The 13,480-nt window shown below is 71.0% G+C and carries 14 protein-coding genes; 8 read left to right on the top strand and 6 right to left on the bottom strand.

Going from position 1 to position 13,480, the window contains the following annotated elements:
* Positions 1-7: 7 nt before the first annotated feature.
* Together OG570_RS22420 and OG570_RS22415 are read right to left on the bottom strand one after the other, a co-directional pair.
* Positions 8-511 carry a metallophosphoesterase family protein gene (locus OG570_RS22420; protein ID WP_326959031.1) on the bottom strand — a complete coding sequence of 168 codons (504 nt, stop codon included), beginning with the start codon at positions 509-511 and terminating at the stop codon, positions 8-10.
* Positions 508-1,161, bottom strand: a complete 654-nt coding sequence (locus OG570_RS22415) for a GntR family transcriptional regulator (RefSeq protein ID WP_326943588.1) — start codon at positions 1,159-1,161, stop codon at positions 508-510. The genes OG570_RS22420 and OG570_RS22415 overlap by 4 nt, the downstream gene beginning before the upstream one ends.
* 78 nt (positions 1,162-1,239) lie before the next feature.
* Here OG570_RS22415 and araD point away from each other — a divergent pair, with 78 nt between their 5' ends.
* The 3 genes from araD to OG570_RS22400 all read left to right on the top strand — a co-directional run bounded on the left by araD (position 1,240) and on the right by OG570_RS22400 (position 6,192).
* A complete protein-coding gene (gene araD / locus OG570_RS22410) occupies positions 1,240-2,967 on the top strand; it encodes an L-arabinonate dehydratase (protein WP_326959029.1) in 1,728 nt (575 codons plus the stop codon).
* Positions 2,968-3,131: 164 nt separating this feature from the next.
* A complete protein-coding gene (locus OG570_RS22405) occupies positions 3,132-4,922 on the top strand; it encodes a VanW family protein (protein WP_326959027.1) in 1,791 nt (596 codons plus the stop codon).
* Positions 4,923-4,986: 64 nt separating this feature from the next.
* Positions 4,987-6,192, top strand: coding sequence for an MFS transporter (locus tag OG570_RS22400; RefSeq protein WP_326959025.1), 1,206 nt, complete (start codon positions 4,987-4,989; stop codon positions 6,190-6,192).
* A gap of 113 nt (positions 6,193-6,305) precedes the next feature.
* On the opposite strand, the gene OG570_RS22395 is transcribed toward OG570_RS22400, so the two are convergent.
* The gene (locus OG570_RS22395) at positions 6,306-6,605 is read right to left on the bottom strand and encodes a hypothetical protein (protein ID WP_247055794.1); all 300 of its coding nucleotides are present in this window, start codon (positions 6,603-6,605) and stop codon (positions 6,306-6,308) included.
* Positions 6,606-6,823: 218 nt separating this feature from the next.
* On the opposite strand from OG570_RS22395, the gene OG570_RS22390 reads away from it, so the two are divergent.
* Together OG570_RS22390 and OG570_RS22385 are read left to right on the top strand one after the other, a co-directional pair.
* A complete protein-coding gene (locus tag OG570_RS22390) occupies positions 6,824-8,101 on the top strand; it encodes a sensor domain-containing diguanylate cyclase (protein WP_326959024.1) in 1,278 nt (425 codons plus the stop codon).
* Positions 8,102-8,288: 187 nt separating this feature from the next.
* Complete coding sequence (locus OG570_RS22385) at positions 8,289-8,837, top strand: DUF1062 domain-containing protein (RefSeq protein WP_326959023.1); 549 nt, start codon at positions 8,289-8,291, stop codon at positions 8,835-8,837.
* Between the two features lie 43 nt (positions 8,838-8,880).
* On the opposite strand, the gene OG570_RS22380 is transcribed toward OG570_RS22385, so the two are convergent.
* Positions 8,881-9,261: a winged helix-turn-helix transcriptional regulator gene (locus tag OG570_RS22380; protein WP_326959022.1), complete on the bottom strand. Its 381-nt coding sequence runs from the start codon at positions 9,259-9,261 to the stop codon at positions 8,881-8,883.
* A gap of 48 nt (positions 9,262-9,309) precedes the next feature.
* Here OG570_RS22380 and OG570_RS22375 point away from each other — a divergent pair, with 48 nt between their 5' ends.
* Positions 9,310-10,236 carry an NADP-dependent oxidoreductase gene (locus tag OG570_RS22375; protein ID WP_326959020.1) on the top strand — a complete coding sequence of 309 codons (927 nt, stop codon included), beginning with the start codon at positions 9,310-9,312 and terminating at the stop codon, positions 10,234-10,236.
* A 42-nt stretch (positions 10,237-10,278) separates the two neighbouring features.
* On the opposite strand, the gene OG570_RS22370 is transcribed toward OG570_RS22375, so the two are convergent.
* Entirely contained in the window at positions 10,279-11,631 is a 1,353-nt protein-coding gene (locus OG570_RS22370; RefSeq protein WP_326943596.1) for a TrpB-like pyridoxal phosphate-dependent enzyme, read from the bottom strand.
* A gap of 148 nt (positions 11,632-11,779) precedes the next feature.
* Between OG570_RS22370 and OG570_RS22365 the strand changes: the two genes are divergently transcribed.
* Positions 11,780-12,241 (top strand): phage tail protein, encoded by a 462-nt coding sequence (locus OG570_RS22365; protein ID WP_326959018.1) that lies wholly within the window; start codon positions 11,780-11,782, stop codon positions 12,239-12,241.
* Between the two features lie 7 nt (positions 12,242-12,248).
* Positions 12,249-12,620 carry a hypothetical protein gene (locus OG570_RS22360; RefSeq protein ID WP_326959016.1) on the top strand — a complete coding sequence of 124 codons (372 nt, stop codon included), beginning with the start codon at positions 12,249-12,251 and terminating at the stop codon, positions 12,618-12,620.
* 63 nt (positions 12,621-12,683) lie between these two features.
* On the opposite strand, the gene OG570_RS22355 is transcribed toward OG570_RS22360, so the two are convergent.
* Positions 12,684-13,454 carry an oxidoreductase gene (locus tag OG570_RS22355; protein WP_326959014.1) on the bottom strand — a complete coding sequence of 257 codons (771 nt, stop codon included), beginning with the start codon at positions 13,452-13,454 and terminating at the stop codon, positions 12,684-12,686.
* Positions 13,455-13,480: the final 26 nt, after the last annotated feature.

Here is a 13,480-nt window from a genome sequence, read left to right as displayed (position 1 = left end):
GACCTTCCTACCCCCTCGGGGGCAGTTCGTGCAGCTCGACGTCCGTCAGCGCACCTTCCGAGATCCGGGCCGTCTGGTAGGTGCAGAACGGCTGGCGGCGGCGGTCGGTGGGCGAGCCCGGGTTGAGCAGGCGCAGGCCGGACGGCGCGACCGTGTCCCACGGGATGTGGCTGTGGCCGAACACGAGGACGTCGGTGTCCGGGAACTGCGCGTCGCACCGCTGCTCACGGCCCTGTTTCGCACCCGTCTCGTGGATGACGGCCAGGCGGACGCCGTCGAGGTCGGCGCGGGCGATCTCCGGCAGCCGCTCGCGCAGTGCCGGGCCGTCGTTGTTGCCGTAAACGCCGATCAGGCGCTTGCTGCGCGCTTCCAGCTCGTCGAGCAGGGCGACGTCGACCCAGTCGCCCGCGTGCACGACGACGTCGGCGGCCTCGACCGCCCGCCAGACCGGCTCGGGCAGGACGCGGGCGCGGCCCGGGAGGTGGGTGTCGGAGATGAGGAGGAGCTTCACTCGATGGCCTTCAGGATCCGTTCCAGGAACCCGCCGATGTGGTCGCGCAGCAGCGCGGCCGCGCCCTCGGCGTCGCCCTTCTTGGCCGCGGCCAGCACGGCCCGGTGCTCGGTCCACTCCTTCTTCCAGCTGGGGTTGGCCTCCCAGCCGACGACACTGATCAGGGCCGCGCGGTCCTTGAGGTCGTCCAGGATCGAGACCAGCAGCGGGTTGCCGCAGCCGCGGTAGAGCGCGCGGTGGAACCGGCGGTTGAGCAGGCTCAGCGCGACCTGGTCCTTGTCCGCGATCGCCGCCGACGCCTCCTTCAGCGCGTCCGCGGCGTCTTCCAGCAGGTCGGCGTCGCGCCGCTCGACGGTGCGCCGGACGGCTTCGGGCTCGAGCACCATCCGCACGTCGTAGACGGACCGGGCCAGGTCGGCGTCGACCACGCAGACCGACGCGCCCTTGTACGGGCTGAACGTCACCAGGCCCGAGTTGGACAGCACCTTGAGCGCCTCGCGCACCGGCGTCTTGGACACGCCCAGCCGCGCGGCCAGCTCGGCTTCGACCAGTGCCTGGCCGGGGAGCAGCTCGCGCGTGAGGATGCCACGGCGGATCTCCTCCAGGACCACTTCGGTCCGGGATGCGGGCAGGCTGAACGTCCCGGTCATGGCGCGGCTCCCTCGGTCGTGTCGGAGCCCATTCAACCAGCCCCACCGGATCATATATCAGATGCCATACTGGTCGACATGAACCCGAGTCCCCGAAAGACGCCCGAGGAGCTCCGCAGCCACCGGTGGTACGGCGGCGACGACCTGCGCGACTTCAGCCACCGCGCCCGCAGCCGTCAGCTCGGGTACAACCCGGAGGAGCACCTCGGCAAGCCGGTGATCGGCATCCTCAACACGTGGAGCGACATCAACCCGTGCCACATGCACCTGCGCGAACGCGCCGAGCAGGTCAAACGCGGGGTGTGGCAGGCCGGCGGGTTCCCGCTGGAGTTCCCGGTCGCGACGCTTTCGGAGACCTACCAGAAGCCGACCCCGATGCTCTACCGCAACCTCCTCGCCATGGAGACCGAGGAGATCCTGCGGTCCTACCCGATCGACGGCGCGGTGCTGATGGGCGGCTGCGACAAGTCCACGCCGGCGCTGCTGATGGGCGCGGCGAGCGCGGGCCTGCCCGCCATCTTCGTGCCGGCCGGGCCGATGCTGCGCGGGCACTGGCGCGACGAGGTCCTCGGCAGCGGCACCGACATGTGGAAGTACTGGGACGAGAAGCGCGCGGGCCGGATCGGCGACGCCGAGATGTCCGAACTGGAGCGCGGGCTCGCCCGGTCGCCCGGCCACTGCATGACGATGGGCACGGCGTCGACCATGACGTCGGCCGCCGAGGTGCTCGGCATGACGCTGGCGGGCGCGGCGTCGATCCCGGCCGTCGACTCCGCCCACCACCGGATGGCCGCGGCGAGCGGCGCGCGGATCGTCGGCATGGTCTGGGAGGACCTGCGCATCGGGCAGGTCCTCGACAAGCGCGCGTACGCGGACGCGATCACCACCGTGCTCGCCCTGGGTGGCTCGACCAACGCCGTGATCCACCTGATCGCGATGGCCGGGCGCAGCGGGATCCCGTTGTCGCTGGGCGATTTCGACGCGATCGCGCGGCACGTGCCGGTGCTGGCCAACATCCGCCCGGGCGGCGACTGGCTGATGGAGGACTTCTACTACGCGGGCGGCCTGCCCGGGCTGCTGTCGCGGCTGACCGACCTGCTGCACCCCGACCGCCTCACGGTCACCGGCCGGACGCTCGGCGACAACCTGGCCGCGGCGGCGGTGCACAACGACGACGTCATCCGGCCGCGCGACAACCCGGTGGCGGCCGAGGGCGGGGTCGCGGTCCTGCACGGCAACCTGGCGCCGTCCGGCGCGGTGATCAAGCACCTCGCCGCCGAGCCGCACCTGCTGACCCACACCGGCCCGGCGGTGGTCTTCGAGAACTACCGCGACCTGAAGAAGCGGATCGAGAACCCGGCGATCACGGCGGACTCGGTGCTGGTGCTGCGCGGCTCGGGCCCGCTCGGCGGCCCCGGGATGCCGGAGTACGGGATGCTGCCCATCCCTTCGCACCTGCTGGCGGCCGGGGTCAGCGACATGGTCCGGATCTCGGACGCCCGGATGAGCGGCACGAGCTACGGCGCGTGCGTGCTGCACGTGGCCCCGGAGTCCCACGTGGGCGGCCCGCTGGCCCTGGTCCGTGACGGCGACCTGATCACGCTGGACGTCCCCGCACGGGTCCTGCGGCTGGAGGTGTCCGATGAGGAGCTGGCCCGGCGCCGTGCCGCGTGGACTCCCCCGGCGCCCCCGTTCGAGCGCGGTTACGGAGCGCTCTACGCCGAGCACATCACCCAGGCCGACGAAGGCTGTGACTTCGACTTCCTGGCCCGCGCGGGCCACAACCCGGAGCCCGACGCCCGCTGAGGTCGTGAGTGCGTAACAGTGTTCTAACACTGTTACGCACTCACGACCCCTGGCCGAGTGACCGGTTCATCCCCCGTTAGGGCGAGTCGTACGGCTTGTCCGGGTGCCACGTACGCTGACCTCGTCACCGGCGCGATCGGGCGCCGCGTTGAAGGGGTGGAGAGTTGCCGTACGAACCGCGCTGGCCCGAGTCACACGGTGAGCAGACGGACGTCCTGCCGGTCGTCCGCCCCGACACCGAACCCGAACCCGAAGCTCCGGCGAACCGGCCGAAGAGCCTGCGCAAGGCCGGCTGGATCGCCGGTGGCGTCTTCGGGCTGCTCGTCGTGGTCTACGGCGTCGACCTGATGGTCAGCCAGGGCAGCGTCCCGCGCGGCGTGACCGTCGCCGGGGTCGACGTCGGCGGCATGGACCGCGCCGCCGCCGAGCAGCAGCTGCGCGGGCAGATCGAGCCGCGGCTCACCCGTCCGCTGGCCGTGACGGCCGGCGACGTCCAGGGCAGCCTGTCACCCACCCTCGCCGGGCTGCGCCTCGACTGGACGCAGACCCTGGACCAGGCCGGCGAGCAGCCGCTGAACCCGTTCACGCGCCTCGCGTCGCTGTTCTCCAGCCGTGAGGTCGGTGTCGTCAGCCACGCCGACGACACCAAGCTCGCCGCCGCGCTCGACAGCCTCCGCGGCCAGGTCGACCGCGAGCCCGCCGAGGGCACCGTGAAGTTCGACGGCACGAACCCGGTCGCCGTCGCGCCGAAGCCCGGGCAGAAGCTCGACGTCGAGGCCGCGAAGGCCGCCGTCGTCGAGAAGTGGGCCCGCGGCGAGACTCTCGCCCTGCCGGTCACGAGCACGCCGGTCCGCACCACGCCCGAAGGCGTGCAGGCCGCGCTGGAGCAGTTCGCGAAGCCCGCCGTCTCGGGCCCGCTCGTCGTCAAGGGCGACGGCAAGGACGCCACCGTGAAGCCGGACGCGATCGCCGCGGCGCTGAGCTTCGAACCCGCCGAGGGCGGCGGGCTGACGCCGAAGATCGACAACGCCAAGATCGCCGACGCCGCCAAGCCGCAGCTGAAGTCCACCGAGAAGGAGGGCAAGGAGGCGACCATCGTCTTCGCAGGCGGCAAGCCCACGGTCGACCCGTCGACCGACGGCCGAGCGATCGACTGGGACCCGAGCCTCAAGCCGCTGCCCGAGGTGCTGAAGAAGACCGACGGCCGCGAGGTCCCGGCGATCTACAAGGACAGCCCGGCCAAGGTGACCACCGAGCAGGCGAACCAGCTCGGCGTCAAGGAGGTCGTCGGCGAGTTCACGACCAACGGCTTCGCGGCCGACTCCGGCACGAACATCCGCGTGGTGGCGCAGAAGGTCAACGGCGCGATCGTCAAGCCGGGCGAAACCTTCAGCCTCAACGGGTTCACCGGCCCGCGCGGCAAGCCGCAGGGGTACGTCGAGGCGGGTGTGATCGAGAACGGCGCCCCGGCGCGTGAGGTCGGCGGCGGTATCTCGCAGTTCGCGACGACGCTGTACAACGCGTCCTACTTCTCGGGCATGAAAGACGCGGGCCACAAGGAACACAGCTACTACATCAGCCGCTACCCCGCCGCGCGCGAGGCGACGGTGTTCCAGAACCCCAACGGTGCCAGCGTCATCGACATCAAGTTCACGAACGACTCGGCGACCGGCATCGCGATCCAGACGATCTGGACGCCGTCGTCGATCACCGTGAAGCTGTGGGGCACCAAGCGTTACACCGTCGAGTCGATCCCGGGCAGCCGGTCCAACCCGACCGACCCGCAGACCAAGCCGGGCCCGGCGGAGAACTGCCACGCCTCCAACGGCGCGCCGGGGTTCACCACGACCGACACCCGCGTGCTCAAGGACGCTTCGTCCGGCCGCGAGGTCAGCCGCTCGACGCGGACCGTCCGCTACAACCCGCAACCGAAAATCACCTGCGACCCCTCCTAACGGCCGTTCACCGGCTGCGTCCGCGCCGGTACGCTGAGTGCTTCCGCGAGTCACCGGGGGCGCCATGACGGCACGTGCGGCAGGGTTCCGGGACGTCCTCGCGGTACCGGAGTTCCGGGCGCTGTTCGGCGCCCAGCTGGTCTCCGTCACCGGTGACCAGCTCGCGCGCGTGGCGCTGTCGATCCTGGTGTACGACCGCACGAACTCGCCCGGCTGGGCCGCGCTGACCTACGCGCTGACGTTCCTGCCCGACCTCGTCGGCGGCCCGCTGCTGTCCGGCCTCGCCGACCGCTACCCGCCGCGGCGGGTGATGGTCGTCGCCGACGTCGTGCGCGCGGTCGCGGTGACGGCGATGGCGTGGCCCGGCTTGCCGCTGCCCGCGGTCGCGGCGCTGCTCGTCGGCGTCCAGTTGTTCAACCCGGTGTGGAACTCCGCGCGGGCCGCGCTGATGCCGCAGGTGCTGCCGGCCGAGACGTTCGTGCCCGGCATGGGTTTGCTGATGATCCTGGTGCAGGCCGGGCAGGTCGCCGGGTTCGCGCTCGGCGGGCTGCTCGTCGCCGGGCTCGGCACCGCCGGGGCGCTGCTGGCCGACGCGGTCAGCTTCGCGGCGTCGGCGGTGGTGCTGGCCATCGGCGTGCGCCCGCGCCCGCCACGCGCCGAACCCGGCGTCCGCTGGTGGCGGCACGTCCGCGCGGGCTGGACGGTGGTCGTCGGCGACCCGCGGCGGCTCGCACTGGTGGCGCTGGGCTGCGTGTCCGGCATCTACATCGCGGGCGAGGCGATCGCGGCGCCGTACGCGGCCGAGCTGGGCGGCGGCGCGGTGGTCGTCGGGCTGCTGCTCGGGGCGTACGCGCTGGGCAACGTCGTGGGCATGGCCGCACTGTCCCGCGTGCCGCCGGAGCGGCGCGCGCGGTTGCTAGGGCCGCTCGCCATGCTGGCGTGCGCGGCCCTGCTGGGCTGCGCGCTGCGGCCGGACCTCGAAGCGACGCTCGCGCTGCTCACGCTGTCCGGGATCGCCAGTTCGTACAACCTCATCGCCAACACGACGTTCGTCCAGCTGACGCCGGAAGCCCAGCGCGCGCAAGCGTTCGGCTTCGCGTTGACGGCGTTGCGGGTCTCGCAGGGCCTGGGCGTGGTGCTCGCCGGGCTCGCGGCCGAGCGGGCGGCCCCGCACGGCGTCGTCGCCGCGGCCGGGGCCCTGGGCGTGCTCGCGGCGTTCGGCGCGGCCCGGCTCTGGCGCCGGGCGCAACCGGCGGCCGAGCCGTCCTGAGCCGCCGTGGCGGTCTTGTCGGTCCGGCCGGTTTCCGGGCCACCCGGCCACGAGCCGGGCGGTCCGGACCCGGCGACCGGTCCCCAGTGGGTCCCGGTCACCGGGTTCGGTTCTCAGAACCGCGTCCAGTCGGTCGGGCGCTGACCGGTGCGGGTCGTCCAGTCGGTCGGGCACGCGGGCAGTGGTGCGACGTCGACGTCGGTGTCGGCATTGGCCCAGTCGGTCGGGATCTGGTGCGCGGTCCAGTCGGTCGGCAGTTCGCGCGCGGTCCAGTCGGTGGGCATCTGACGCGTGGTCCAGTCCGTCGGGATGGCGCGGGTCCAGTCGGTCGGCAGCTGCCGCGTCCAGTCGGTGGGCCGCTGCGCGCGACGGCGGGACGGGACGATGTTGGCGTTGGACAGGAAGTGCGACATGATTTCTCCTTGTGGTGTACGAATGTGGGGCGATCTTGTACGGTGCGTAATCGGACGGTAGCCCGACCAGCCTAATGACACACCGCATTCATTCGATTACAGTGACGATTCCGCGAAGAGTTCCGTCCTGGAAAGAGGGGCGTTCCGTGGGATTCTCCGGGTCCCAAGGGCGTAAGCCCAGCTCAGAACGTCCACGATCGGGTATCCGTACGTGGGCCATGTGGAAGCTGCCCACTCCGGTGTTCGGCTATGTCCTCGTGGTCGACGCGCTCGCCGTGGTCGCGATCCTGGCGACCGCCGGCCTCGTGCCGATCAGCGGTCAAGCCATGCTCTGGTGTGGTCTGATCCTGGCCGGCGAGATCGTGCACCTCGAAGCGGCGCAACGCATCGAGCGCATCCGCGAGCTCGCCGCCGACGGCCGGCCGCACATGCACCTGCAGTCGATCTGGATCTTCGCCGGGCTCCTCCTGCTGCCACCGCCACTGGCCACTGTGGTGATCGTCGTCAGTTACGCCCATTCGTGGGTTCGCGTCTACAAAAGGCGTGGCGTTGTTCACCGGAAAGTGTTCTCCGGTGCCACGGTGATCCTGGCCTGCACCGCCGCCGGCGTGGTGCTGACCGTCGGCACGGGCGGGCACGTGGCGCCGTACATCCCCTACCTCGACGGTTTCGGCGGGATGACCGCGTTGCTCGTCTCCGGGATCGTCTACTTCGGACTCAACTACGTGCTGGTGATCCTCGCGATCGTGATGAGCAACCCGGGCAAGCCGCCGCGGCAGGCGTTCGGCAACCCGTCCGACGTGCTGATCGTGCTCGCCGCGGTCGGCGTCGGCTGCGGCATCGCGCTGGTCATGACGGTCCGGCCGTGGCTGCTGCCCGTGCTCATGGTGACGCCGGTGGCGCTGCACATCGGCCTGCTGCTGCCGCAGTTCCAGGCCGCCGCGCGCACGGATTCGAAGACTTCGCTGCTGGCGCCGGAGTTCTGGGTGCAGCTGGCGCGCAACGAGCTGGCGCGCGCGGCCGAGCTGTCGTCGACCGCGGGTGTGCTGATGATCGACATCGACCACTTCAAGGCCATCGACGACGGCAACGGCCACCTGGCGGGCGACGAGGTGCTGCGCGCGATCGCGGCGGTCGTCCAGAACTCGGTGCGGGGCGGCGACTACGTCGGGCGCTTCGGCGGTGACGAGTTCGTGGTCCTGCTCCCGGGCACGACGACCACGGAGATCGTGGCCGTCGCCGACCGCATCCGCGCGGCGATCGCGCGGATCGAGGTGAAGGTCCCGGTGGTCCGCCCGGGCAAGCCCGAGGTGATCACCGGCCTGACGGCGTCGATCGGCGCGGCGGTGTACCCGGAGACGGCCACGGACTACACGATCCTGCTGCAAGCGGCCGACGACGCCGTGTTCGCGGCGAAGGAAGCCGGCCGCGACCAGGTCGTCCTGGCCGAAACCCGCAGCGAGCTGGCCCGGCCCGAAATCCCCGACGTGCTCTGAGCCCGGCCCGAAAACCGGTGGATCGGCGCCGCCACGGGCCACTACCGTGCTGCGTGACCGAGTCGTCCAGGCGAGGACGTGCCGTTGTACATCCGTTGAGATCTTCCGAGCGCTGATTCCTCACGCGTCGCGTTGGTGCGCCGCGTTCCTTTCTGCTGCGGATTTCTCACTGAACGGTGTCTTTCCCATGCTCGAAAACTGGGCCGTCGTGCCCCTTCGCCTGCCACTCGTCCGCCGCCGTTGCCACGCCTGCGCGGCCGATCGCTTCCGCGTCAACGGCAAGTTCCGCGTCAACGCCCACCACAAGCTCCTCGACGCCTGGCTCCTCGCGCGCTGCGTCGCGTGCGGGGACACCGTGAAGCTCACGTTCCTGGAGCGGGTGCCCGTGCGCTCCGTCCGGCCTGAGCTGCTCGATCGGCTGCACGACAACGATTCCGGCCTGGCGGCCGAGCTGCTCCGAGATCCGGTCGTGCTCCACCGCAACCGCGTCGCCCTCGACTGGGACGGCGCCTGGCGGCTCGACACGGGCGGCGCGGACCTCCGCGACCGCGAGGTGATCGACGTCGCGGTCCGGTTCGCGGCCAGGATTCCGGTCCGGCCGCTGCGGCTGATCGCCGAAGGGTGCGATCTTTCACGGGCCGAGGCCGAAAAGCTGCTCACGGAAGGAAAGCTCGTCTCGGCGGTCCGGCTGAGCGGCAAGCTCTCCGGCGACTTCACCTTCACGCTGAAACGCTGAGTCCTCCTCGGGCCTGCCCGACGCCGGGCAGGCCCGAGGTGTCCTAAGAGGACACCTCAGCCGTGGCCGACCCGGCGTCGAGCGCGTCGAGCACCTCGTCGCCGTGCGCTCGCGCCCACTCCGTCAGCATGTGGATCGGCTCGATCAGCGTCGCCCCGAGCGGAGTGAGCTCGTACTCGACGCGGGGCGGTACCCCGGCGTAGGCGTGGCGGCTGACGAGTCCGTGCGCCTCCAGCCGCCGAAGCGTCTGGGTGAGGACCTTGCGGGAGATGCCGCCGATCAGCTCGACCAGGTCGCCGTGGCGCACCGGGCCCTCGCTGAGGCCGTAGAGCACGACCGCCGTCCACTTGTCGGCGATCAGCTCGAGCGCCAGGCGTGCCGGGCAGTCGGCGAGAAAGGGATCACCAGGACCGAAACCGCTCATGATCCTAAGGTACCTGCGGGTTCCTGTGGGAAACCTAGCCTGGGCGTCATGCGAATCATCACTCAGCAGACGCTCGGCGGCCCCGACGTGCTCACCGTCGTCGACGCGCCCGCGCCCCGGGCCCTGCCGACCGAGGTCCTCGTCCGCGTCAAAGCGATCGGGCTGAACCCCCTGGAGGCGCGCCTGCGCGCCGGCGAGTTCCCGCTGCTCGGCCGGCCGCCGTTCATTCTCGGCTGGGACGTCAGCGGCGTGGTCGAGCAGGCGCACACGTGGCGGTTCCGGCCCGGCGACGAGGTGTTCGGCATGCCGCTGTTCCCGCGGGCGGCCAACGCCTACGCCGAGGTCGTGGCCGCTCCGGCGTTGCACCTGGTGCGCAAGCCGGCGTCGCTCTCGCACGTCGAGGCGGCGGCGCTGCCGGTCGCCGGGCTGACGGCGTGGCAGGGCCTCGTCGACCTCGCCCGCGTGACCGAAGGCGACCGCGTCCTGGTCCACGGCGGTGGCGGCGGGGTCGGCCACGTCGCGATCCAGCTCGCGAAAGCGCTCGGCGCGCACGTGATCACGACCGCGAGCGGGAGCAAACGGGCGTTCGTCGAGGGGTTCGGCGCCGACGAGGTGATCGACTACACGGCGGCCGACTTCGCCGAGGTGGTCCGCGACGTCGACGTCGTGCTCGACACGATCGGCGGCGACACCGCCGAGCGCTCACTCGGCGTGCTCCGCCCGGGCGGGCACCTGGTGACGGCGGTCGCCGACGAGGATGCGCAGCTCATCGCGAAGTTCGAGGCGGCCGGGATGCGCTTCAGCGGCATCGCCGTCGACCCCGATCCGGTCGCCCTGCGCGGTCTCGTCGACCTCGTCGACCAGGGCAAGCTCCGGGTCCACGTGCAGGAGACGGTCCCGTTCGAGCGCGTCGCCGACGCTCACCGGCTGCTCGAAGGCGGCCACCTCCGGGGCAAGGTCGTGCTCACCGTCTGAGCCCGCGGTGGGGCCTCGCGCGGTGCGAGGCCCCACCGGACGTCAAGGCAGCGTGGCCAGGGACTGCGCGAGAACCGCGTCGGACAGCTCGTTGTCTACCATGTCCCCGGCCAGGTACGCGCCGTAGGCCGGCAGGTCCAGGTGCGCGTGGCCGCACAGCGCCGTGAGGATCACCTTCTCCTCACCGGTTTCCTTGCACCGCAACGCTTCCTGGATGCACGCGGCGAGCGCGTGCGTCGGCTCCGGGGCCGGGATGATGCCCTCGGACCGAGCGAACCGGACGCCCGCGGAGAAGCACTCCTGCTGCCCGATGGCGATCGCCTCGATCAGGCCCAGCTCGTAGATGTGCGAGATCAGCGGCGACATCCCGTGGTAGCGCAGGCCGCCCGCGTGGATCGGGTCCGGGATGAAGTCGTGGCCGAGGGTGTGCATCTTGAGCAACGGCGTCAGCCCGGCGGTGTCACCGAAGTCGTAGGCGTACCGGCCGCGCGTCAGCGACGGGCACGCGGCCGGCTCGACCGCGCGGATCACCGGGTCCATCCGGCCGGCCAGCTTCTCCCGCAGGAACGGGAACGCCAGCCCGCCGAAGTTCGAGCCGCCGCCGGTGCAGCCGACCAGCAGGTCCGGGGTGTCACCGGCCAGCTGGAACTGCCGCAGCGCCTCCTCGCCGATGATCGTCTGGTGCAGCAGCACGTGGTTGAGGACGCTGCCCAGCGCGTACCGCGTGTCCGGGTCCTGCGCCGCCTGCTCGACCGCCTCGCTGATGGCGATGCCGAGGCTGCCGGTCGAGTCCGGGTGCTGCTTGAGGATGGCCCGGCCGGACTCGGTCAGCTCGGACGGGCTGGGGTGGACGGTCGCGCCGAACGTCTCCATCATCAGCTTGCGGTAGGGCTTCTGGTCGTAGGACGCCCGGACCTGCCAGACCTCGCATTCGAGGCCGAACTGGGCGCAGGCGAACGCGAGCGCGCTGCCCCACTGGCCGGCGCCGGTCTCGCTGGTCAGCCGGGTGACGCCCTCCTGCGCGTTGTAGAACGCCTGCGGCACCGCGGTGTTCGGCTTGTGGGAGCCGACCGGGCTGACGCCCTCGTACTTGTAGTAGATCCGCGCCGGCGTGCCGAGCGCCTTCTCGAGCCGGCGCGCGCGGAACAGCGGCGACGGCCGCCAGAGCCGGTAGACCTCGAGCACCTCTTCGGGAATGTCGACATAGCGCTCGGTCGTCACCTCCTGCTCGATGAGCGCCTGCGGGAAGAGCGGAGCGAGATCGGCCGGCCCGACCGGCTCCCGGGTGCCGGGGTGCAACGGCGGGGGCGGCGGCTCGGGAAGATCGGGGATGACGTTGTACCACTGGGTCGGGAGATCGGCTTCGTCCAGGATGTACTTGGTCCGTTCGGCCATCACGCCTCCATGCTCGGCTCGCTGCTCGAACTTAGGACGAGTCCGCCGGGGAAGCCAGCGGTACCCACGACCGGGGGTCTCCTTCGCCTACGCTGGCTCCGGACCTCGGCGGAAGCTCGCCGACCCGACACGAACCGGAGGATCCGCCATGCCCCACGCCGTGGACTTCGCCACCGTATCGACGGCCGGCCTGGAGTCGTCACCGGTAGCGGCCGCCCTCGCCGGCCTGCGGGCGAACGAGGCCCGCTACTTCAAGAACAAGTACGACCACACCTTCACGGTCGACCCCGCGGGCGACGCCCGGCAGTCCATCGACTGGGTGACCCGGATCCTCGAGAAAGAACGCGGCATCGCCATCGCCTCACCCCCACTGGAGGCGACCGAGTTCCAGGTCGAGAACATCCGGATGGCGTACGTCTTCTACGAGAGCGGCCTGTCGATCAACGTGATGTACACCCTCGAGGACGGCGGGAAACGCGCGGTCGGGTTCAAGCTGTCGGACGGGATGGAGATCCCGGAGGAGCTCGGGGCGTTCAAGTTCGCCCGCCAGAAGTCCAAACTGGCCGGTACGATCCGCGGCTCGTACTTCGTCATCAAGAACGAGTACTGAGACTGCCGTGGGCATGTACGTCGCCGTTCGCGGCTGGCTCGAGTTCGACCACGGACAGCGAGAGCAGGTCGAGCGGACTCTGGCCGAACACCGCGACGACCAGTACGCGGGCGGTTGGGCGTTTCCGGCGCGGCCGTTCAACTCCACGCTTTACGTCTTCTACGGCGGCGACATCAGGGAACAAGCCGTGGCTTCGTTCCGCGAACAGGTCGCCGAACTGGCAAGGCTGAACCCGGTGGACGACGACCTGGACAGGCCGGTCGGGTTCTTCCTGTTGAGCGACGAACGGCAGGGATCGACGTCGTGGACCATCCGCGATGGCGAGGTGGCCGATACCGTGGCACCGGCCGACCTCCGCTGGTTCGCGGAACGTCCCTGACGGCTAGCCCGGTGGATGAGGCGCCCTGCTGCCGGCGGGAGCCGGGCAACAGGGCGCCCGGAATCACAGAGTCGGTGTCATCCCACCGTCGATGAGGATGTCCGTGCCCGTCACGTTTGCCGCTCGGCCTCCGGCCAGCAGCAGCACCAGGTCCGCGACCTCCTCGGGCTGGGTGAACCGGCCCGTCACCGCGTCGCCCGCCGCCTGCTTCGCCACCGCGTCCGGGTCCAGGCCCTTCGCCTGGCCGACCGTGGCCGCGACTCCCGCGTCGCCCAGCCAGAGGCCCGTGCTCACCGGGCCCGGGCTGATCGTGTTCACCCGGATTCCCTGCGGTCCCAGCTCTTTCGACAGCGATTTGCAGAAGCTGAGCAGCGCCGCCTTGGCCGCGCTGTAGTCGATGACGAGCGGGTCCGGCAGCGTCGCGTTGACCGACGCGATCGTGACGATGCTGCCCGCGCCGCGTTCGAGCAGGTGCGGGACGGCCGCGCGGGTCGTGCGGACCGCGGCGAGGAAGTTGATCGTCAGGGCCGTGAGCCAGTCGTCGTCCGTGACGGACAGGAAGCCGCCGGTGCGCGGCGTGACCCCGCCGACGTTGTTGACCAGGATGTCCAGCCCGCCGAACTCGGCGATCGCGGCGTCGATCAGCTGCGCGGGTCCCTCCGGGGTGGTGAGGTCACCCTGGACGACGCGGACGCCGGCCAGCTCGGGCGGGACCGTGCGGGCGCCGGCCACGACGTGGACGCCCTCGGCGACCAGGGCGCGGGTGATGGCCAGCCCGATGCCCTTGCTGGCTCCGGTGACGACGGCGACCTTGCCGGACAGCTTCAAGTCCATGTGACGCTCTCTCTGCGAAGGAGGAA

The organism is Amycolatopsis sp. NBC_01286 (assembly GCF_035982555.1).
Lineage (GTDB): Bacteria > Actinomycetota > Actinomycetes > Mycobacteriales > Pseudonocardiaceae > Amycolatopsis.
This window is presented reverse-complemented; position numbering and strand designations above follow the sequence as displayed.